The following is a 20,679-nucleotide window of genomic DNA, read 5'->3' as shown; positions in this document are numbered from 1 at the left end:
TCTCCTTAGCCCCACAAGGCCGCTTCCGGCGGGTGCACGCCGTCTGCGTCAAATTTCAACGGTTCCGCACGGTCTTCGGCCAACAGAAGCGGCCCGTCAAGATCGGTGACCACCGCCCCCTGTGCCACCAGTGTCGCAGGCGCCATGGCAAGAGAGGATCCGACCATGCAGCCCACCATCACCTCAAAGCCGCGCGCCAGCGCCGCGTCGCGCAGTTTCAGCGCCTCCGTCAGCCCACCGGTCTTGTCCAGCTTGATGTTGATGACGTCGTATTTCCCCTCAAGGGCAGCGAGGCTCTCGCGGTCATGACAACTCTCATCGGCACAGACTGGCACTGGACGCTCCATCCCAAGAAGGGCAGCATCCTCGCCCGCAGGCAGAGGCTGTTCCACCAGCGCCACCCCCAGTCGCACCAGATGTGGGGCAAGATCAGCGTAGACCTCGGCGCTCCAGCCCTCGTTGGCATCGACAATGATACGAGCCTCCGGGGCACCGGCGCGTACGGCTTCCAGACGGGCCATGTCATCAGCGGTGCCCAGCTTGATTTTCAGTAGTGGGCGATCGGCATTCTTGGCGGCCTGCGCCTGCATGTTTTCAGGGCTGTCAAGCGACAACGTATAAGCGGTAATTTCCGGCTTTGGCTCTGGCAGACCTGCCAGCTCCCACACGCGCTTGCCTGCCTGTTTCGCTTCCAGATCCCAGAGCGCGCAATCAACCGCATTGCGCGCGGCCCCTGCAGGCAAAAGCGATTGCAGTTCTTCGCGGTTGAAATGCTCTGGCAGACCTTCAATTTCGGCCGTCACACTCTCCAGCGTTTCACTATAACGCGCATAAGGCACACATTCACCACAGCCCGTGACGCCATCCTGTTCGATACGCACGGTCAGCACCTTGGCCTCGGTGCGTGATCCTCGGGAGATGGTAAAGACCTGCGCCAGCTTGAAAATATCGGGTGTCACGCTGATCTGCATATGTCTCTCCATAACTGCGGTAGTTGTCTTTGTCTAAAGAACCGGAAAAGGCCCAAAGGACACCCGCGCGGCCGGGCACCCCAATGTCATCTTTCCAAAAATACTCCCGCCGGAGGCTTCGAACCGTTCGGCTCACCCCCAGCGGCAGCAGGGGTTAGATCACACAGCGTCCAGCGCGTCCACCAGACGGCCCGCACCATGGCGATAGGGATCCACCGCTGGCAGCCCCATGCGGGCCTCAACTTCGGCGAGATAGGATTTCGCATCCTCCTCGCTCAGATGCTGGGTGTTCACCGAAATACCCACGACCTTGCACTCCGGATTGGAGACCTGCGCCAGCGGCAGCGCGGTGTCACGCAGCTGCTCAAGGCTCGGCAGCTTATAACCCGGCAGACCCCGCATATGCTCACGGGTCGGCTCATGGCACAGAATCAGCGCGTCTGGCTGGCCCCCATGCACCAGCGCCATGGTCACGCCAGAATAGGACACGTGAAACAATGAACCCTGCCCCTCGATCAGATCCCAGTGGTCATCGTCATTATCCGGGGTCAGATACTCAATCGACCCTGCCATGAAATCCGCGATTACCGCGTCGAGCGGCACGCCGTGGCCGGTGATCAGAATGCCGGTCTGGCCCGTCGCGCGGAAGGTCGACTTCAGGCCGCGCTTCTGCATCTCAGCGTCCATGGCCAGGGCAGTATACATCTTTCCCGCGGAACAATCGGTGCCAACAGCGAGGCAGCGTTTGCCGCTGCGCTTCACGCCATTGGCGATCGGATAGCCAACGGTCGGCACGCGGACATCATGCAGGGTGCCGCCATGGGTCTGGGCCGCCGCAACCAGATCCCCCTCGTCCCGCAGCAGATTGTGCAGACCAGACGCCAGATCATACCCCATCTCCAGGGCTGCAATCAGTACCTCTTTCCACGCCGGGGAGATCACACCGCCACGATTGGCCACACCGATCACCAACGTCTTGGCACCCGCCGCCTTGGCCTCGGCCAGCGTCATATCGGTCAGCCCAAGATCGGCTCCACAGCCGGGCAGGCGAATCTGGCCCACGGCGTGATCCGGGCGCCAGTCGCGAATACCGATGGCCACCTTGGCGGCCAGCATGTCGGGCGCATCGCCCAGGAACAGCAGATATGGGGTCTCGATCATGGCGGGGCCTCCTCAGAAAAAGTCGAGTTCCGCGTGAGTGTAGGAGAGCGCGCCTGCGAGAGGATCCCGAATTCTGCGCAACATCTGAAAATTGACGCATGAATCTTCGAATCCAGAAGGAAACACCCGAAGATCTTCCCGATCAATGATCATATACGCCGGTTCCTTGCTTTCGCTGTCGCACAACTCGGCCCCCCAGTGACTGTTTCTGCGCTCGCAATGCTGCGGCTGCACAAAACGCTTGCGGGTCGCGCTGCAATTTAATACCAAAACGACAAGCAATTACGACACATCATTACCCAGAGGTCGCTGACATGAGCTTTCGCATCCAACCCGCCGCCCCGGCCCGCCCGAACCGCTGTCAGCTGTTTGGGCCCGGCTCCAACACCAAACTCTTTCCGAAAATGGCAGCCTCCGCAGCAGATGTGATCAACCTCGACCTGGAGGATTCGGTCGCCCCGTCGGACAAGGACGCAGCCCGTGCCAATGTGATCGAGGCCCTGAACACGGTCGACTGGGGCAACAAATATATCTCCGTGCGGATCAATGGGCTGGATACCCCCTATTGGTACCGCGATGTTGTCGATCTTCTGGAGCAGGCTGGTGACCGACTGGACCAGATCATGATCCCCAAAGTGGGCTGCGCCGGAGATGTCTATGCCGTAGACGCACTCGTCACGGCGATTGAACGCGCCAAGGGCCGCCGCAAGCCGATATCCTTTGAGGTGATCATCGAGATCTGCCGCCGAGCATCGCCCATGTCGAAGCCATCGCCGCCGCCAGCCCCCGCCTTCAGGCCATGAGCCTCGGAGCTGCGGATTTTGCCGCTTCCATGGGCATGCAGACCACCGGCATCGGCGGCACGCAGGAGGAATACTATATGCTGCGCGCTGGCGAAAAACACTGGTCCGACCCCTGGCACTGGGCCCAGGCCGCCATTGTCGCCGCCTGTCGCACCCATGGCATTCTGCCAGTGGATGGCCCGTTTGGGGATTTCTCCGATGATGAGGGCTATATCGCCCAGGCCAAACGCTCCGCCACCCTCGGCATGGTCGGCAAATGGGCGATCCACCCGAAACAGATCGCGTTGGCCAATCAGGTTTTCACCCCATCTGATGAAGCGGTCTCTGAGGCGCGTGAGATCCTCGCAGCCATGGAACAAGCCAAGGCCAACGGCGAAGGCGCAACAGTCTACAAGGGCCGTCTGGTCGATATCGCCTCTATCAAACAAGCCGAGGTGATCGTCGCCCAATCGGAGCTGATTGCCCAAAACGGCTAACGGTTTGTAAAACCGGGGGTGCGACAATGCCCCCGGTAAAACAAGGACCGTCAAGACAGCGACAAAGGCAGGCGAAGCACATAGTCGATCTCACCCTGATTCACACGGCCGAGACCCATGTCGCCACTTTCGATGCGCTGGCGGGCGCTGCAAAGCTGCACCATATCGTCCGTCCTGACTGGCTGGAGCAGGCCCAAGACGGCATCGACGACGCCCTGCGCCGGGAAATCACCGCCGAAATCCAGCGCCTGACTGGCCCTATCCTCTGCAACTGCACCACATTGGGAGAACTGGCCGAAAGTCTTGGCGCCATCCGGCTCGACTGGCCGATGATGCAGGCCGCAGCACAGATCGGCGGACCGGTGCTGATTGCGTATTGTCTGGAAAGCACATGCGCGCCCTCTACGGCCCTGTTGGAGCGCGCCTTCAGCGACCTCGACACATCAGCAGAAATTCGCACTCTGCCGCTGACCGGCCTCTGGCCGCACTTCACCGCAGGCGATACCGATCTGTTCCACCAACAGATCGGTATCTGGGTCAGCACCAGCCTCGCCTTGGTGGCCGATACCGCCTGCGTGGTGCTTGCGCAGTCCTCCATGGCTGGTGCCGCCACGCTGATTGAGACTGAGATCCCGGTGCTCGCCTCCCCCGCCATCGCCATGCGGAGCCTCACAGGGGCGGGCTGACGCCAACCCCGTCACCTTTCTCCAAATACTCAATCTCCGACGCCCCCGCTGTCAGGCCCGCATGTCCTTGGGCGATCCCATCACCACATAGGTGGTGATCGAAGTCACATAGGGAGACGTCCCCAGAATATCGGTATGAAACTGCTTGTAGCTGGGCAAATCCGCGCATTCGACCCGCAGGAGATACTCGATGGTGCCGGTGATATTGTGGCACTCCACCACCTCGGGCGCCCGCCGCATGGCGATCTCAAAGGCCTCTTGTGCTTCTTTGGTATGCTCGCCCAGACCCACCCCGATATAGGTGACAAAACCAACCCCCAGCGCCTGCCGGTTCAATACCGCCCGATATCCGGTGATGACCCCGCTGCGTTCCAGATCCTGCACCCGGCGCAAACAGGCAGAAGGCGACAGCCCTACACGATCCGCCAGTTCCAGATTGCTGATCCGCCCGTCGCGGCTCAGCTCTTGCAATATCCTGTCGTTTATCTGATCCAGTTTCGCCATTTGTTGCAAAATATGACATCAACGCATAGAGAACGCAATTTCATTCGCTCAAATACTCTTCATTTTCATCGCCATGACCTACGAACTCTTCTTCGCCCTCGCAGGCTTTGTCTTTGGCACTGTCTTCACACCCGGCCCCAACAATCTGATGCTGATGGCCTCCGGCGCCAACTTCGGCTTTCGCCGCTCCCTTCCGCATCTCACGGGTGTGGCGGTTGGTTTTCCGTTGATGATTCTGCCGGTTGGCCTTGGGGTGATGCAGCTGTTTGATGCCTTCCCCGCACTCACTTGGATCATGACGGCACTGTCGGTGGCGTATATGCTGTGGTTGGCGTGGAAAGTTGCCAATGCGGCCCCGCCGCGCGATGGCGAGGCGCAGGGGACACCGCTGAGTTTCCTTCAGGCCTGCGCCTTCCAATGGGTCAACCCCAAGGCCTGGGCGATGGCCCTTGGCGCAATCACCCTCTATGCGGCCAGCCGCGATGTGACTGCCATTCTCTGGGTGTCGGGCACTTATTTACTGGTGGGCAGTTTCTCGGCCTCGACCTGGACATTGCTGGGCCAGCAGCTGCGTCGGCTGCTGACCCGCCCCGCACAGCTGCGGGCCTTCAACTGGACCATGGCAGCCCTGCTTCTTGCGTCGCTGGCCGCGATCCTGCTGCAGCGCTGAGCGTCACTTCAGCGGCAGACAGATCTCCGTCAGCAACTCCTCCGGTGCGACTTGGTGCGGATCATTGAGATAGATCTCGTAGCAGGGCGCATCGGCGGGCTCCTCGCCCGACTGTGGCAACCACGCGCCGAACAAATCACCATAGGCGGCATGGATGCCGGAATACGGCCCCTTGTAGGTCATCACGGCAGTCTTCCCGCCAGGCAAAGCCACCTCTTCCATATCTTCGGGCAGGGCAACACCTTCGGCAGTGCTGGCCCCGGCATAGCTGCGCAGCTGGGCATCGGGGACTGAATCTGGACTGTCGAGATAGACACCGATCATCTGGCGCATCTGCGGCCAGAGATTGCGCGCTGTACACAGGGCTGAGAACGCCTCAAAGCTGCGGCCAATCTCGCTATAGGCTCCCTTATGGGCCAATGCGGCCAGGGTGCGGGCGGGTTCATCGCGAATGGTGGTGGGATACATGGGGTCTCCTTGGGACAGCAGGTTGGGATTGGGTGGCAGAAGACGGCCCTTCCTGCGAAAGGCCGCGGGCGACGCCCCATAAGCCTCAGCAAAGACACGCGCAAAAGAGCGGGTATTGGGATAGCCTGCGGCGCGGCCGATGCTCTCGATCGGGGCTGCGCCCTGCACCAGCGCAGTTGCGGCCAGATGCAGCCGGATCCGGCGCACCGCCTGCGCGCAGGTTTCCCCGGTCAGGGCGCGAAACACCCTGTGCCAGTGAAACCGCGACATCGCCGCAACATCCGCCAGCGCATCCAACGACAGATCCCCCTCCGGGTTGTCGTAGATATAGCCCAGCACCCGCAGAATGCGGTCCTCATAGGAGTTGCTCATGGAAAACGTCCCTCTTCTGACCCGATTTGGATGCCATAGTAGCACTTCACAAATCTTGCTGAGTTGCATCCGTCGGCCCTTGGGGCCATATATCGGGCAAACCGCTCGAGTGAGACGACATGACCCAGTACATGGATTTTGAGAAACCGTTGGCCGAAATCGAAGGCAAAGCGGAAGAACTGCGCGCCCTGGCACGGGCAAATGAAGAAGCCGATCTGACCGATGAGGCCGCCGCCCTTGACGCCAAGGCGGCGCAATTGCTGATCGATCTCTACAAGGATCTGACACCCTGGCGCAAATGCCAGGTCGCCCGTCACCCCGAACGGCCGCATTGCCGTGATTATATCGATGCGCTGTTCACCGAATATACACCGCTGGCTGAGCGACCGGAACTTCGCCGATGATCTGGCGGTGATGGGCGGATTGGCCCGGTTCAACGACCAACCGGTCATGGTGATCGGCCATGAAAAAGGCTCGGACACCAAGGCGCGTATCGCCCATAATTTCGGCATGGCCCGCCCCGAAGGGTACCGCAAGGCCATCCGCCTGATGGAAATGGCTGAGCCGGTTTGGCCTGCCGGTGGTGACCCTCGTGGATACGGCTGGCGCCTACCCCGGCAAAGGCGCAGAAGAGCGCGGCCAGTCCGAGGCCATCGCCCGCTCCACTGAAATGTGCCTGAAAATCGGCGTGCCGCTGATCTCCATCATCATTGGGGAAGGCGGCTCTGGCGGTGCTGTGGCCTTTGCCACGGCCAATCGCGTGGCCATGCTGGAACATTCGGTCTACTCAGTGATCAGCCCTGAAGGTTGCGCGTCTATCCTCTGGAAAGATGCCGAGAAGATGCGCGAAGCCGCAGAGGCCCTGCGCCTCACCGCCCAGAACCTCAAGGAGCTGGCCGTGGTGGACAAGATCATCCCCGAACCGCTCGGTGGCGCCCACCGCAATGCTGACGCCGCCTTTGAGGCGGTGCGCGGCGCGCTGGCCGACATGCTGGCAGAGCTGGACGGCAAGGACGCCGCCGCCCTGATCAAAGATCGTCGCCAGAAGTTCCTGGATATCGGGTCGAAGGGGCTGGCGGCCTAAGGCCACCTGCAACGCTCTGATTTAAAATGAAACCCCGGCCTGTGCGCCGGGGTTTTTCTATGTGTGCTCGAATCGTGACGATCTGCTTTCGGAACAATCCTGTGCTGCTGCGCATTTGATTGATATATATCCGTTCCCATGGTCAGGAGCGCCACCATGTCAGATCGCCTGTTTTCAGGGCTCGCAAATCGCGCCTTGCCCTCTGAGCACACCCGTAACGAGATCCTTGATCAGATCAACCCAGATGACTTTTCTTGGGCGATACCCATCATGCGTACCGGCTACGGTGGTCGGGCGCTGGTCTATCTGACGATTGCCGAGCACATCGCTGTGGTCGATCTGGCAGGGCGGCGGTGCAAAAGGCACCACGGAAGCGCTGGAGTGGCTGGATGGCGGCTGGGGTACGATTGTACTACTCGCGATCATTTTGGGATTGGCAGCCTACGCAGTCTGGCGAGTGGTCGACAGCGTCTGGGACCTCGAAGCATACGGGGCGGGTATCAAGGGGCTGATCGCCCGCACCGCGATGGTGGTGACGGGTCTCGTCCATTTCGTCATGGCGGGACTTGCCGTCACAGTTTTGATCGACCATCAGTCCGGTAATGGCTCCGGCGGTGATAAGATCGCGCAGCTTGCGTCGTCGCCAGCCGGCGCGATCCTCCTCGGGGTGGCTGGCCTGCTGACGCTGGGTGCAGCGGGTTACTACCTTCACAAGGCGTGGAGCGAAGGCTACCGAACACATCTCAAAGCCAACGCGACCACCCGGCGCCTTAATACACCCTTGAAAATCGGTGTCGCCGCAAACGGCGTGGTCATCGGTGTTATCGGCGCATTGATCATTCAGGCTACGGTGTTTGCATCCGCTGACAGCCCCAGTGGTATCGGTAGTGTTTTTGACTGGCTCCAGGCGCAGATTTTTGGCCAGATTCTTGTCACGGCTCTCTGTTTCGGCCTCTTGGGCTTTGCGCTGTTCTGCTGCGTCAACGCACTCTATCGCGTCGTGCCCAAGGCCAGCAACCGCGGCACAAAGACCCTCGGCGATGCACTCAGCCATAACTGACGGCGCGACCTATCCCGCCAGCATTCGCAGCCCCTGCGTCACGTCGGAACGCACCGCCAGTCGCAACCCCGGTTCATCCCCCGCCTTCAGCGCGGCAATGATCAACTTGTGATTCTGCGGCGGTTCGGTGCGCCGCAACCGGCCATAAAGCGCCCGCATGGTCGGCCCCAGCTGCAGCCAGACGGTCTCCGCCATTGCCAACATCGCCGGGGCCTGCGCCCGCAGGTACAGCGTTCGGTGAAACTCCAGATTGGTGCGGAGATAGCCAACAGCATCCCGTTTGGAGATCATCTCGGCCACATTGCTGTTAATGCTCTGCAAGCGGTCGATCAGCGCGATATGCGCGCGCGGCAGGGCCCGGCTGGCCAGCTCGACCTCGATCAACGCCCGCAGGGCTGCCAGCTCCTCAATCCGCTCATTTGTCAGCTCCGGCGTCGATACCCGACCCGAAGACGACAGGAACAGGGCGCCTTCTGCCACCAACCGCCGTACCGATTCGCGGGCGGGCGTCATTGACACATCAAACTCACGGCCAATCCCGCGCAGCGTCAGCGCCTCTCCCGGTGCCATCTCACCGTGCATGATCCGGGTACGCAATGCGCGGTAGACCCGGTCGTGGGCAGAGCCGGTGGGCGGCTCAACAGTCGGGCGAATGGGGTTGGGTACAGGATCGGACATATTGGTGTTGTGATCACAAATTTCGATCAGGTCAACCGGCACCCTCTGTCGAACACAGGTCCATTGCCCAGATGCCCTCAGAAACGGTAGCGGTGCAGCTGATTGCCCTCGCGGCGCAGCCACTCTCTCGCGCCATCATAGTTGCCATATAGTTGCTGGACGGTTGCCCAGAATGCAGGCGAATGGTTCATCTCCGCCAGATGGGCCACCTCATGCGCGGCGACATAGCGCAGCACCTCCGGCGGTGCCAGGATCAACCGCCAAGAATACATCAGCGCCCCCTCGGACGAACACGACCCCCAGCGCGACCGGGTATCCCGCAGGCTGATACGCCTATAGGGGCGACCCAGCGTCGCCGCGTAGTGATCAGAGGCTGCCGCCAGCCTGTCACGCGCAAGCTCCTGCAGATACCGCTGAATCCGGCGCCCGGGCTTCGCCCCGCTGGCACCCCCCGGCACCGTCACTTGGCCCGGTGCCAACAGCACCCTGCGCCCCGGCCCGGCAACCACATGTCGTGGCTGGCCATCAATCGGCAGCACGCTGCCGTAATCCACGTCGATACATTCCGGATGCTTCGCCAAATGCCCGCGAATCCAACCTTCCTTTTCTCGCGCAAACTCCAGCGCTTCGCGATCCGGGACCCGTGACGGCAACGTCAGCGTCACCCGACCATCCAGCCCTGAGATGCGCAGACTGATCCGCCGCGCCCGCGCAGAGCGGCGCAGCGTCAGCGGAACCGGCGGATCTCCGGGCAGGTGATGATCAGCCATGACAGCCTCCCCTTTTGGCAAAGGCTTTGACAGCACCCGGCGCATATGGCAAGGCACCTGAATCGTCGAACCGACTCAGCAGAAAATCAAGGGGATCCACATGCCCAATGAAGAATGGGGTGTAAAGCGCGTCTGCCCGACAACCGGCAAACGTTTTTACGACCTGAATAAGAACCCGATCGTCAGCCCCTACACCGGTGAGGTTGTCGAACTGAACAACGGCAAAAGCCGCATGATCGAAGCCGACGCCGAAGATGCGGCCAGCCGCAAGGCCAAGGAAAACACCGACGGTGATGACGCGGTGCTTGATGATGCAGATGATGTCGATCTGGATCTGGGCGACGACGTCCTGGACGATGATGATGACGAGGACAACGTCTCGCTCGACGAGATCGCCGACGTCGCCTCCGAAGACGACGAGTCCTAAGGCCACAAGGCCCTTGGGGGAGGTGCTGCCACCTCCCCCGGATACCGCGAATGACCGCCGGAAAACCGGTGTTGAAAAAATCTCGGACGATGGTGCATTTTCCGCTTGCGGCACGCGCCAGCCTCCCTTAAATCACCGACACACACCGCGAGACGGAAACGAAACGCGGCGGTTTGGGGCCTTAGCTCAGCTGGGAGAGCGCCTGCATGGCATGCAGGAGGTCAGCGGTTCGATCCCGCTAGGCTCCACCAAACACCCCTGAATTTCCAGCATATCAGTAGCATATCCCAAGGATGTTCAGGATTTCTGAAAGAGTCTTGTGATATAGGCGGCCTTTTGATGAGCCGTCAGGCTGCAGTTCCGGTTGCGCCCATACGGCGGAATCTGACCAAACGGCTCACCGCCTATTCCTCTCATCCCAGAGAGCATGCAACGGACGTGCCATCCCATCGCACGACGCCTGCTGCAACGCTGCACAACGGGCAGCCTTGCCGATTTACGCTTTATTATCGCCAAACATCTAAGCTTCGTTTGATGTGTGTCCCCACCATCGACCATGCAGCGCATGCTTAATGGTCAACACGACAGTTGTATAAATCGATTAAGGATTGAGACCCGCCATGCCCCGTCCAAGTTGGCTCGAAGATCTCCTCGCGACCCTGAAAGGTGGCAAAGGCAAGGATAAAATGGGGGGCTCCACGGGGGATGACACCATGGATGCTGAGCGAGGGGGACGACACTGTCGCCGGTGAAGAGGGCAACGACCTGATTGACGGTGGCGAAGGCGACGACATCATCTATGGCGACATGGGGGACGGGTTTGACCAGGGGATGCAGGCCTCTCCGCTGACGCTGGATATCAACAACATGCATAGCGTGTCCCACGATGGTGGCACAGGTTCGGCTTAGCAACTACGCTGTGTTCAGCAATGTCGCCACGCTGGAGGACGGCACCAGCATTTCCGGAAAATTGATTCTGGTCGAAAAGTCCAACGCCAATATGTCGGTGGAATTTGGCTATACGAATGGCGCGGAAATCCTGTTGGATGGGGATCGGCCCGGTGATCAGGCCAAATTCCGGCTGGAGTTTTTTGACCCTGACACCGGAGAGACGGTCTATCTCAACTCAACCGCAACATTCAATGATATCGACGACAACAGCTACTACGGCGACGCCGAAGCCGTCATCATTGATGGCAGCAGCTTTACCTCCTTTGGCGTCTCGTCAGATTCGTCGCTGACCACCGACATCGACGGAGATGTGGTCAAAGCCACCGGATCAGAGCTGAACGACTACACCGATCAGGACTCTTGGTTCTCCGCCTCATTTGAGGACCGCTCCTCAATTGAATTCACCCTGCAAACCCGTGCAGGCTTGGCCGGGTTCACCCTGTCCGGCGACGTGCTGGATGACCCGATCACTACCGTCATCGACCAGGGGGACGACACGGTTATGGCCGGTGTTGGCGATGACATCGTCCATGGTCAGGGGGGCGATGATTCCCTGCTGGGTGAGGAAGGTGACGACCTGCTGGACGGTGGTGAAGGCGACGATGTCATGGAGGGGGGCATAGGTGCCGACACCCTGCTTGGCGGCGCCGGTGGCGACACGCTCTCTGGCGGCGACGGGGACGATTATATCGAGGGCGGTGAGGGCGACGACAAACTGTCAACCGGCATCGGCAACGATACGCTCCTTGGCGGTGAAGGGAATGACACGCTGAACAACTCCGCCGGTGATGACAGTCTGGTTGGCGGCACCGGCGACGACAGCATCGTGGCAACCGACGGCTTTGACACGCTGGAAGGCGGCGATGGCAATGATACTCTTTATGGCGGCAATGACGACGACCTCCTGCTTGGAGGTGCCGACAACGACCTGATGTACGGCGAAACGGGCAACGACAGCCTGGACGGCGGCACCGGCGACGATGTGATGGATGGCGGTGTCGGAAACGATACGCTGATGGGTGGCCTCGGCGCCGATACCATCGCAGGCGGCGATGGTGACGACTATATCGACGGCGGCGATGGCGACGACAGTCTGACCACCGGGCTTGGCAATGACACGCTGATTGGTGGCGCTAAGCAACGACACACTGCGCAACTCGGCAGGCGATGACAGCCTGGTCGGCGGCACCGGCAATGACAGCATCGTCGCTACAGACGGCAATGACACGCTGGAAGGCGGCGATGGCGCCGACACCATGTACGGCGGCAATGACGACGATCTGCTGGTTGGCGGCGCTAGCGATGACAAAATGTATGGCGAAGCGGATGCTGATACCTTCCGGATGTCGGATGGCTTTGGCAACGACACCATTTCGGGCGGTGAAGCCGGAAACGATTCTGACCACATCGACCTGTCGAATGTCACCAACAGTGTCAACGTCACCTATTCCGGCTATGAGGCTTAGCCAGATCACCGATGGGGCCGACACGATCTCCTTCAGCGAGATTGAACAGCTGACCCTGACCGATCAGGCGGATGTGGTTGATGCCTCCGCCGACAACGCCGGTGTGGATATCGATGCCGCATGCGTAGCGACGATACGATCACATTCGGTGAAGGCGACGATTCCATCACCGGCGGGGCGGGCGATGATGAGCTGCTTCTGACGGAGGGTGGCGGTGTCGATACCGTCAGCGACTTCGATCTGAACGATGACGACGGCAACGGGTTTTACAATGACCAGCTGGATGTCTCTGACCTGGCTGAGCGGCAGCGGGGCCGATGGCGCCGTGCGCACCAGCGATGTCGCCGTGGCCGACGACGGGTTCGGCAATGCGCTCCTGACGTTCCCCGGCGGGGAGCAACTGGTGCTTCAGGGGGTGACACCTGCGCAGATGAGCAGTCACAACCAGCTCTACGCCGCAGGCATTCCCTGCTTTACGCCCGACGTGCTGCTGGCCACACGCCGGGGCGCTGTCCCTGCAGGTCAGATCCGGGTCGGGGATCTGCTGCAAACCGCAGACAACGGGTTTCAGCCCGTGATCTGGGTTGGCAAGCGCCACCTCAGCGCGGCCGATCTTATGCACCGCCCACAGTTGCGCCCCTATTGCCTGCGTCCGGGCGGGGTGCTGTCACCGGACCGACCGATGCTGCTGTCCCCGCAACACCGCCTGATCGTCAATGACCGCTGCCTGATGGCAGAAAAACCACGTGACGAAAGCTTTGTGTCTGCAAAACTCCTTGCCGAGATGGACGCAGATTTTGCCGCACAGGTAACCCATCAAACTCCGGTCACCTATGTCCACCTGATGACGGAGCAGCACGAGGTCATTTTTGCAGAAGGCATCGCGACCGAAACCTTCTGGCCCGGCCCGGAGGCGATCCGCGGCCTGTCGGGAGACGACCTGCGTGAGCTGCTGGCACTATTCCCGGAGCTGGCAATAGTGCATGGGTTGTCAGGCGAGCCCGGCCGCCACCAGGTCCGCAAAACCTACGGCGATCTCGCCCGCCGCTCGCTCAGACGCCGCGACATTACCGATCGCCGCGCCGCGTAACACCCTCGTTGTCGCGCAAGCCTCATGGCCCTATGTTGGTCCTGCGCTCCCGGAGCAGTTCAAGCGGCCTAGGTGCATAAGGCCAAGGGGAACGTCGTGACCTTGGCAGATCTGGAACGCTGCCCTCAGGCGCCCAGGGCGTTCCACCAACGCGACAACGCTGCCGCAGTCTTGCAGATCCTGCCCCTGTAGCATCACCGCCCCGGAGAAGCACGAAAGACCAATTGGTCTTTCGTGACCGATTGAGGACGCGCCAGATCGATATCCGCTGCAGGCTATCACCCGCGATAGAGGCCGATGACCACGCCGCCGCGCGCCCTTGCGGACCATCGGGTTAGATCTCGAGCCTGTTCAGATAGGCCAAGCCCCCAGCGTTGGTGCGACCCGACCAGAATGCGTTGCCTTCGTCCCGCGTGCGCCAGCGTTGGAACATCGCAACTTCCCGCCCCTCACCCCGGAAGACATCAACACGCAGACATCCTGGTGTGCGCCGCAAAGCGGTCGCCAGCGAAGCCGCCGCAGCCTCCGATATCTGAGTTTCGACTCTCAAGACGGGCTGAGAACCGGATGTCGGCGCCCTAGGCGCCCCCCCAAGCCGCTGCACGCAAAGCCAGCAGACAGGCGGGTACTGCAGCAATCACACTACGCCGGGGAAGGCGCAACAACCCGGCCATCACACCACCAGCCTGTCGTAGTAGGTAACCTTAGGCGGCCCCTCCATGAACCCGAGCAGCGCCGCCATAACTCCGCGCTCTTCAATGAAGGCGAGATAGGCCTGATGGTGCTCACGGCTCAGCCATTCTTCGTGGATGAGGAACGCCATTGTTTGCGCATCATAGTAAAGCGTAACACTAAACGCCCCGTCGAAGCCGCGCACGTTTGGCAGGTTTGCCTCCAGAAAAGCTGACAATGCGTCAAACGCCCCGTCCTTTACGCGCATTTCAAGCGTGACCCAAATCGTCATGAATAGTCTCCTTCTTTGTGACAGGGGCAGTGTCACCACAACCTGCATCTCGAGATAGAAAACCAGCCTCAAAAATCGGGTTTACAGGTCAGTTACACACGCCAGATCACGCCAGATGCAAACGGTGCTGCTTCGGCGTCTGATCGAAATGGGCCTTATAGGCTTTGATGAAATGTGAGGTGTCGGAGAACCCTGCTGCTAGCGCGATATCGGCAATGGTATCTTTGCCGTCGATCACCCGGACCCGAGCATGGTCCAGCCGTGCGCGCCGCAGCCAGACACTCGGCGCCTCGCCAAAGGCACGCTTGAAGTCACGCTGAAAGGTCGAAATTGACCGCCCCGAAAGCGTCGCGTAATCCGCAACCGAAAGATCCGCGAGCGCATGTGCCCGCATGACCTGCTTGATATTGCGACGGGCGCGCTGGGAGTTCTCATGGACAAGAAATCGCCATAGCTGCCCCTGGTGGTCATGCAGATCCAGCAGCAACAGCAGCTCCAATAGTTTCGATTTCACAAGTGCGGGAGAGGCCTGCAGGCCGCCATATACCCGGGGTAGCGCACTGACATATTCGTGCAGCGACGGCGACCCCGCAAACAGGGCAGTCTGGCTGCGCGGTGCAGTGGTGGCGCCACGTGAGGTCGCAGCCAGAAACTCCGCGATCACAGCATCGCTAAAAAAGAACAATACCGCCTCAAGCGGCCCCGTTTCACTTGAGAACTCAGACACCATGTGATGATGCCGGGGTAGTAGCAACGTATCCCCCTGCACCACGGTCGTCTCTTCCCCATCCGCGTCGACAAAAGTTTCACGTCCCCGCAGCACATATGCAAGACAGGGCGCGTTTGAGAAAAACTCCGTCCCAAAGGCATCTTGATGCAGCAGCTTATGAAAGATCGAGGCACGACCACTGGTCATGATCACCTCCGCCCCGGCGAAGTCGTGAAGCCCCTCGGGGATCAGCAGAATTTGTTCATCAGCGGCAGCGCAGACCTTAATGCTGTGCCCTCGGATCATCACATATGGCCCCCGGTTTTTTTTAAAATTTACAAGGGCCTGCGCGCGCTCTCAATGGATCCTCCGGCGGCAAATCAGCGCAAATAGCTTACCTCCAACATACACCCTGCCGCAGTTAACTGACGCTTTGCATCTGACAGAAGCGCCGTGACCAAGCTGCAAACCATTCCCGCTGTCTCTCAATACCAGGAATGTCTTATGGGGAATATCACACGCCGGGGGAAACCCGCCCAATGCGGAACCCGTCCCCCATTGATGGTCTCGCCGCTCTGACCTAGACGTGAGCACATGAGAATTCTCGCCATTTCAGGCAGCACGCGCGCTGCTTCGACAAATACTGCGATGCTAAATGCAGTTGCCGAGATCGCTGCGGCCAACCACGAGCTAGCCGTTTTTTCTGGCTTAGCCGACTTACCAGTGTTCTCGCCGGATGCAGAACAGGGCACGACACCTCCCGCCGTTCAGAGGTTCGCAGACTTGGTGCGGCAAAGCGATGCGCTGATTATATCAAGCCCTGAATATGCCCATGCGATCCCCGGCGGTCTGAAGAATGCCATTGATTGGATGGTGTCGAGAGATGAGATTATCGGGAAGCCAATCGCACTGATGCATGCATCCCGTCGTGGTGATGACATGTTGGCGCAGTTGCGACTGGTCTTGTCGACAGTGAGTGATCAATTCAGACCAGACCTGTTCTTACGGTTTAACTTTCTGAAACTTTCGCCTGAAGAGATTGCAAAGGATCTCTGCGGTCAGCCGAAGCGTTCGCAGGTAGAGGATTTTCTGAGAGCAGTTGCTAGCAGCTGCGCATAAATGACGCGATCAAGCAGCTTCGTCGCAGGTTTCAAGACGGTCGAAATGATGGCAGGCGGCCATCCGGTGCCCCCTCTGACAAGTGGGGTTTCGGCACACCTGATTCCCGTGATGCTTAGAGTAAGCGCGCGACCTTCCGCCTCTGCCCTAACAGACCAGACCGTCTTGCTGGTTGCGCTTGCGGGGACGCATCGCCAATCGTGTCGCAATCCTATGGCACCTCCCGTGTTCAGCGCGTCACAGATCAACAGGACCACAGCGCCTTAGGCTGAGGAGAGCAACCTATGCAAACCGTTGCTTCAGTAGGTTGCGACGGAGAGCGTGGCGCCAGTCGTCTTGATACACTTTATGGGCCGTCAGATTGCAGCGGCGGAGCGCGCTTTGATCCATGTCAGGACCTCCACCACGGATCTGTTTCTTTTTACGATGCGTGGCATCAGGACGTAGAAGTCATTTCCGCCTGCTTCCCAAACCTCGCCAACCTCAGTCAAACGACCCGCTTCGAGATCATCAGCCACCATAAAACGGCTCACCAAGGCAACGCCTTGGCCAGCGATAGCGGCATCTACCGCAAGGGACGTCTGGCTTAGGCGTAGGCTACGTGGCGACTGATCCTGCACATGCAAATGCGCAAGGTAGCCTGGCCAGAGATCATGTGCGTCATGGATCTTCGGTAGTTTAGACAGTGTGTCTGGTGCAAGCGGATGTTGCGCATCGCGAACAATCGCTGGCGCAGCAACAGCGGTCAGCGTTTGTTTGAATAGCAATGTTGCGTCCAGTGATGCACCAAATGGCGGCGATCCTTGGCGCACCGCAAGATCTATCCCGTCACTCTGGAAGCTGGATATTTTCTCAGTGGCCAGAATGCGCAAATCGATATTCGGATGTGCTGCCGTGAAGTCTGGTAGATTAGGGATCAGCCATTTCGCGGCAAAGGTCGGGGTGACACTGATCAGCACTGTATTTGGCTCAGGCTTCAGCTCAGCAGTTGCGGATCGAAGGTCAGCGAAAACGTCGGCGACCCGATTGTGGAAGCTGCGCCCCACCGATGTGAACGCCAGACCCTTCGGCACACGTTCAAACAAGACCACACCAAGATGCGCTTCGAGCTGTCGCACCTGCTGTGCAACGGCCCCTTGTGTGACACCCAATTCATCTGCGGCAGCCCGGAAACTAAGGCGACGGCCTGCCGCATCAAAAGCACGCAAACTGTTGAGGGGAGGAAGTTCCGCCATTTTGCAACAGTATATCTACTGCCAAAGAACATCAATTCTCAATTCAAACTTCAAATAACAACAGAGATACTGTTTTCACATATGAAAGGATGATGGATATGTCAGTAGAAAAAGTAGCTTTAATTACGGCAGGCGGTAGCGGCATGGGCGCGGATGCAGCCCGCAGGCTGGCCAAAGATGGATTCAAAGTTGGCATCCTGTCGTCGTCTGGCAAAGGCGAGGCACTCGGTGGTGAGCTCGGCGGCTTTGGTGTGACTGGCTCTAATCTTGACCCAGATGCGTTGAACACCTTGGTCACCGGTGCAAAGGATCGTTGGGGCCGTATTGATGTATTAGTCAACTCAGCGGGTCACGGGCCAAAAGGGCCAATTCTTGAGATAAGCGACGACGACTGGCATCACGGAATGGAATTCTACCTCATGAACGTGATCCGCCCGACAAGGCTGGTCACTCCAGTGATGCAAGCGCAGAGCAGCGGGACGATCATCAACATCTCGACCTTTGCGGCATTCGAACCCGACTCCCTCTTCCCAACGTCCGGCGTCTTTCGGGCGGGGCTCGCCGCATTTACAAAGCTCTACTCGGATCAATACGCGCCCGAGAATATCCGCATGAACAACGTCCTTCCGGGGTTCATAGACAGCCTGCCCGAAACTGAAGATCGCAAAGCGCGTATTCCTATGGGGCGCTACGGCTCCGCGTCGGAGGTTTCCTCGCTGATTTCATGGCTCGCGTCCGACGAAGGTGGCTACATGACTGGCCAAAACCTGCGCATAGATGGCGGCCTGACCCGTGCCGTCTGATACCATTGCCAGCGAAACATCGCGTGAGCGTCTTGTCTTGGTGGTGAAATGGGGCGCTTCCGCTGTTCAGATCATGGGATACACTGCAACAGGGTTCGGCTGGACACCCTGGAACCTCTACCTTTTTATCGTCGGTGTCGTCGGATGGTTCGCTGTGGGTGCTCTGTGGAGTGACAAGGCGCTCATGCTAGTCCATCTCGTCGCGCTTGGGGCAATGATTGCTGGTATGACAAGCCGCTGAGACGAGAGAGCAGTCGTTTGCGACACACGCAATATCCGTGCCTCTGGGTTCCTATCAAACTTGCAGCGTTTAGTCCAAACGCCAACTATGGAAGCGCCAATTCGACACGTAGGATTGAACTGCAAATTCTCTGGCACATAGCCTGCGATGCCAACGACAGGCTCCAATTTGCACCCAACCTCGCTCACGCCCCCTCACACGTTCGCCACGTGGCAGATCAGCAGCAGGCGCTTTCGGCGTCGGGCCTGCAAATCAGCCCTGATTGTCCAGAAGCAGAGTCAGATCAATCACAACACGAGACAGACGCAAGCATACTGGATCGCAACGACCGAGAATACTCTACCTTAAATGGCAGACCTATTCGCCTTATTAAAAAAGAGGGGTAGTGGCGGACCGAGGAGGATTCGAACCCCCGACCCCTTGATTCGTAGTCAAGTACTCTATCCAGCTGAGCTATCGGTCCACTGCGGCGGGGTTTATGCGCAGCAGCGCGAGGGTGCAAGCCTAAAATGTCAGCTTGTCGTAGGTTTTCGTGATTTTGCGCATCCAGCGTCGGTTATCGAGGACAAACCCTCAGAGCGTCCCGTCGCCTTTGGGCAGGCAGATATCAAACACTGTGCCCTCCGGACCGGTTTCGCGCAGAACCACCATGCCGCCATGACCGCGCGCCAGCTCATCTGCGATGGCAAGGCCCAGGCCGGTACCGCCTTTGCGGATGCCGCCCTGGAACGGGGTAAAGAGGTTTTCCCGCGCCTTTGACGGCAGACCGGGGCCGGTATCCGCAACCGAGATCCACCAGCTTTCGCTGTCTTCGCGGGCAGAGAGGGTGATCTGCCCCTCCTGCCCCGTGGCCTCGATCGCCTGACGCGCGTTGCGCACCAGGTTCATCACGATCCGAAACAGCTGTTCGGGATCGGCCCGCAGGCTCAGATCCACGGGCACCTCATTCAGGAAACGGACCCGCCCCTCAGCGCCCCCGGCGAGGCTCTCGCTTTCCAGAATATCCTCCACCTGCCCATGCAGGGCGACGCGGCCAAAGGTCGGCGCCGGTTCCTCCGCCCGGCCAAACGCCAGCGTCCCCTCGCAAAGCGACACCGCGCGGGTGATCGAATTCACCAGCTTGGGCGCAAGGCGGCGCACCAGCGGATCTTCACTCATCTCGATACGGTCGGTGAACAGCTGCGCCGAGGTCAGGATATTGCGCAGATCATGGCTCACCTTGGCCACCGCACCGCCCAGCTGCGCCAGCCGCTCGCGCTGTTTCAGCGCCTGTGTCAGCTCGGTCTGCAACTGCATCAGCGCCTCTTCCGCCTCACGCAATTCGCGGACCCCGGCGGTGGGATGGATAATGCCGCGGGCGTCCTCCGGCGCGGCGGCATAGCGCTGCATATAACCGATAACACCCTTGATCGGCTTCACCATAAACCGACGCACCGCCGCAAACAGCAGCACTGCGGTAAAGATGGAGATCACCGCAGACAACAGCAGAATACGCACGCCATAATCGATCATCGCAGCCCGCAGCCCGTCGGTCTCAATCGTGATCTCGATCAGCAGCCCGGCGTCACGCACCGGCGCGCCAATCACCCGGATGATCTGATTTTCCGGCGTCACCAGCCGCTGCATCGCATGGCCAATCAGCGCAAACGGGCTGCTCATCCGCAAATCATAGGTGCCCGAAATCGGGGCCGGGATCGGTGAGGACAGCACCAGCTGGCGCACCTCATCCCGTCGCAGCACCACGTTGAAGACGCCTGCGTTTTCCAGCAGCTCGGCCTCCAGCTCGGTCTCCAGCATGTCATCCGCCAGCAGCGCCAGCGAGGCAATCTGCGCCCGCTCCAGCCGGTCTGCCAGATAATCGAGCCGAAACCGGGAGATGGAGGGCACAAAGATCAGGATCTCAGCCAACATCACGAAGACCGTGGTCAGGATCAGGAATCTGCCTGAAAGCGTGTTGAGCATTCAGCCCCT

Annotated in this window: 18 protein-coding genes, 2 tRNA genes and 4 pseudogenes; 11 read left to right on the top strand and 13 right to left on the bottom strand. The window is 59.7% G+C overall.

Annotation, left to right across the window (positions count from 1 at the left end; all coding sequences use genetic code 11):
- Positions 1-5: 5 nt before the first annotated feature.
- Together dgcA and dgcN are read right to left on the bottom strand one after the other, a co-directional pair.
- On the bottom strand, positions 6-971 hold the full coding sequence (gene dgcA / locus L0Z65_RS16540; RefSeq protein WP_405109300.1) for an N-acetyl-D-Glu racemase DgcA: 966 nt from the start codon (positions 969-971) through the stop codon (positions 6-8).
- Between the two features lie 159 nt (positions 972-1,130).
- Entirely contained in the window at positions 1,131-2,132 is a 1,002-nt protein-coding gene (gene dgcN, locus L0Z65_RS16535; protein ID WP_405109297.1) for an N-acetyltransferase DgcN, read from the bottom strand.
- A gap of 314 nt (positions 2,133-2,446) precedes the next feature.
- Between dgcN and L0Z65_RS16530 the strand changes: the two are divergent.
- Both L0Z65_RS16530 and L0Z65_RS16525 read left to right on the top strand, forming a co-directional pair.
- Positions 2,447-3,411, top strand: a pseudogene (locus L0Z65_RS16530) (L-malyl-CoA/beta-methylmalyl-CoA lyase).
- Positions 3,412-3,491: 80 nt separating this feature from the next.
- Positions 3,492-4,097: a hypothetical protein gene (locus tag L0Z65_RS16525; RefSeq protein WP_405112604.1), complete on the top strand. Its 606-nt coding sequence runs from the start codon at positions 3,492-3,494 to the stop codon at positions 4,095-4,097.
- Between the two features lie 51 nt (positions 4,098-4,148).
- On the opposite strand, the gene L0Z65_RS16520 is transcribed toward L0Z65_RS16525, so the two are convergent.
- Positions 4,149-4,601, bottom strand: a complete 453-nt coding sequence (locus L0Z65_RS16520) for an Lrp/AsnC family transcriptional regulator (protein ID WP_040180809.1) — start codon at positions 4,599-4,601, stop codon at positions 4,149-4,151.
- Between the two features lie 73 nt (positions 4,602-4,674).
- Here L0Z65_RS16520 and L0Z65_RS16515 point away from each other — a divergent pair, with 73 nt between their 5' ends.
- Positions 4,675-5,271, top strand: coding sequence for a LysE family translocator (locus L0Z65_RS16515; RefSeq protein WP_040174698.1), 597 nt, complete (start codon positions 4,675-4,677; stop codon positions 5,269-5,271).
- Positions 5,272-5,274: 3 nt separating this feature from the next.
- Here the strand turns inward: L0Z65_RS16515 and L0Z65_RS16510 are convergent, their stop codons facing one another.
- A complete protein-coding gene (locus L0Z65_RS16510; RefSeq protein ID WP_405109293.1) occupies positions 5,275-6,111 on the bottom strand; it encodes a GyrI-like domain-containing protein in 837 nt (278 codons plus the stop codon).
- 119 nt (positions 6,112-6,230) lie between these two features.
- On the opposite strand from L0Z65_RS16510, the pseudogene L0Z65_RS16505 reads away from it, so the two are divergent.
- Positions 6,231-7,195, top strand: a pseudogene (locus tag L0Z65_RS16505) (acetyl-CoA carboxylase carboxyltransferase subunit alpha).
- Between the two features lie 313 nt (positions 7,196-7,508).
- Complete coding sequence (locus tag L0Z65_RS16500; protein ID WP_405109290.1) at positions 7,509-8,255, top strand: DUF1206 domain-containing protein; 747 nt, start codon at positions 7,509-7,511, stop codon at positions 8,253-8,255.
- A gap of 9 nt (positions 8,256-8,264) precedes the next feature.
- Here the strand turns inward: L0Z65_RS16500 and L0Z65_RS16495 are convergent, their stop codons facing one another.
- Together L0Z65_RS16495 and L0Z65_RS16490 are read right to left on the bottom strand one after the other, a co-directional pair.
- Positions 8,265-8,933, bottom strand: coding sequence for a GntR family transcriptional regulator (locus L0Z65_RS16495; protein ID WP_096873212.1), 669 nt, complete (start codon positions 8,931-8,933; stop codon positions 8,265-8,267).
- 77 nt (positions 8,934-9,010) lie between these two features.
- Positions 9,011-9,703, bottom strand: a complete 693-nt coding sequence (locus L0Z65_RS16490) for a M48 family metallopeptidase (RefSeq protein ID WP_405109286.1) — start codon at positions 9,701-9,703, stop codon at positions 9,011-9,013.
- 100 nt (positions 9,704-9,803) lie between these two features.
- Here L0Z65_RS16490 and L0Z65_RS16485 point away from each other — a divergent pair, with 100 nt between their 5' ends.
- From L0Z65_RS16485 to L0Z65_RS16475, 3 genes and pseudogenes are all read left to right on the top strand, one after another.
- Entirely contained in the window at positions 9,804-10,130 is a 327-nt protein-coding gene (locus L0Z65_RS16485; RefSeq protein WP_014875934.1) for a TIGR02300 family protein, read from the top strand.
- Positions 10,131-10,305: 175 nt separating this feature from the next.
- A tRNA-Ala gene (locus L0Z65_RS16480) sits at positions 10,306-10,381 on the top strand.
- Between the two features lie 369 nt (positions 10,382-10,750).
- A pseudogene (locus L0Z65_RS16475) lies at positions 10,751-13,637 on the top strand (Hint domain-containing protein).
- Between the two features lie 334 nt (positions 13,638-13,971).
- Here the strand turns inward: L0Z65_RS16475 and L0Z65_RS16470 are convergent.
- The 3 genes from L0Z65_RS16470 to L0Z65_RS16460 all read right to left on the bottom strand — a co-directional run bounded on the left by L0Z65_RS16470 (position 13,972) and on the right by L0Z65_RS16460 (position 15,616).
- Complete coding sequence (locus L0Z65_RS16470; RefSeq protein WP_405112601.1) at positions 13,972-14,241, bottom strand: antibiotic biosynthesis monooxygenase; 270 nt, start codon at positions 14,239-14,241, stop codon at positions 13,972-13,974.
- Positions 14,242-14,310: 69 nt separating this feature from the next.
- Positions 14,311-14,601, bottom strand: coding sequence for a putative quinol monooxygenase (locus tag L0Z65_RS16465; protein WP_405109283.1), 291 nt, complete (start codon positions 14,599-14,601; stop codon positions 14,311-14,313).
- Between the two features lie 106 nt (positions 14,602-14,707).
- Positions 14,708-15,616 (bottom strand): AraC family transcriptional regulator, encoded by a 909-nt coding sequence (locus L0Z65_RS16460; protein ID WP_102896221.1) that lies wholly within the window; start codon positions 15,614-15,616, stop codon positions 14,708-14,710.
- Between the two features lie 288 nt (positions 15,617-15,904).
- Between L0Z65_RS16460 and L0Z65_RS16455 the strand changes: the two genes are divergently transcribed.
- The gene (locus L0Z65_RS16455) at positions 15,905-16,429 is read left to right on the top strand and encodes an NADPH-dependent FMN reductase (protein ID WP_096872661.1); all 525 of its coding nucleotides are present in this window, start codon (positions 15,905-15,907) and stop codon (positions 16,427-16,429) included.
- Positions 16,430-16,785: 356 nt separating this feature from the next.
- Here L0Z65_RS16455 and L0Z65_RS16450 read toward each other — a convergent pair whose 3' ends face one another.
- Together L0Z65_RS16450 and L0Z65_RS16445 are read right to left on the bottom strand one after the other, a co-directional pair.
- Positions 16,786-17,388: a LysR substrate-binding domain-containing protein gene (locus L0Z65_RS16450; protein ID WP_405112598.1), complete on the bottom strand. Its 603-nt coding sequence runs from the start codon at positions 17,386-17,388 to the stop codon at positions 16,786-16,788.
- Between the two features lie 90 nt (positions 17,389-17,478).
- A pseudogene (locus L0Z65_RS16445) lies at positions 17,479-17,664 on the bottom strand (LysR family transcriptional regulator); the annotation flags it as partial.
- A gap of 98 nt (positions 17,665-17,762) precedes the next feature.
- On the opposite strand from L0Z65_RS16445, the gene L0Z65_RS16440 reads away from it, so the two are divergent.
- Positions 17,763-18,467, top strand: a complete 705-nt coding sequence (locus L0Z65_RS16440) for an SDR family oxidoreductase (protein ID WP_096873214.1) — start codon at positions 17,763-17,765, stop codon at positions 18,465-18,467.
- A complete protein-coding gene (locus L0Z65_RS16435) occupies positions 18,457-18,708 on the top strand; it encodes a DUF6552 family protein (protein WP_096872663.1) in 252 nt (83 codons plus the stop codon). Before L0Z65_RS16440 ends, L0Z65_RS16435 begins: the two co-directional genes overlap by 11 nt.
- Positions 18,709-19,094: 386 nt before the next feature.
- On the opposite strand, the gene L0Z65_RS16430 is transcribed toward L0Z65_RS16435, so the two are convergent.
- Positions 19,095-19,171: transfer RNA gene (locus tag L0Z65_RS16430), tRNA-Arg, on the bottom strand.
- Positions 19,172-19,281: 110 nt separating this feature from the next.
- On the bottom strand, positions 19,282-20,670 hold the full coding sequence (locus tag L0Z65_RS16425) for a sensor histidine kinase (protein ID WP_405109278.1): 1,389 nt from the start codon (positions 20,668-20,670) through the stop codon (positions 19,282-19,284).
- Between the last annotated feature and the right edge of the window lie 9 nt (positions 20,671-20,679).

This window comes from Phaeobacter sp. BS52, from assembly GCF_045040595.1.
Lineage (GTDB): Bacteria > Pseudomonadota > Alphaproteobacteria > Rhodobacterales > Rhodobacteraceae > Phaeobacter > Phaeobacter piscinae.
Note: the sequence above shows the minus strand (reverse complement) of the source record. Positions and strands in the feature narration are given on the sequence as shown.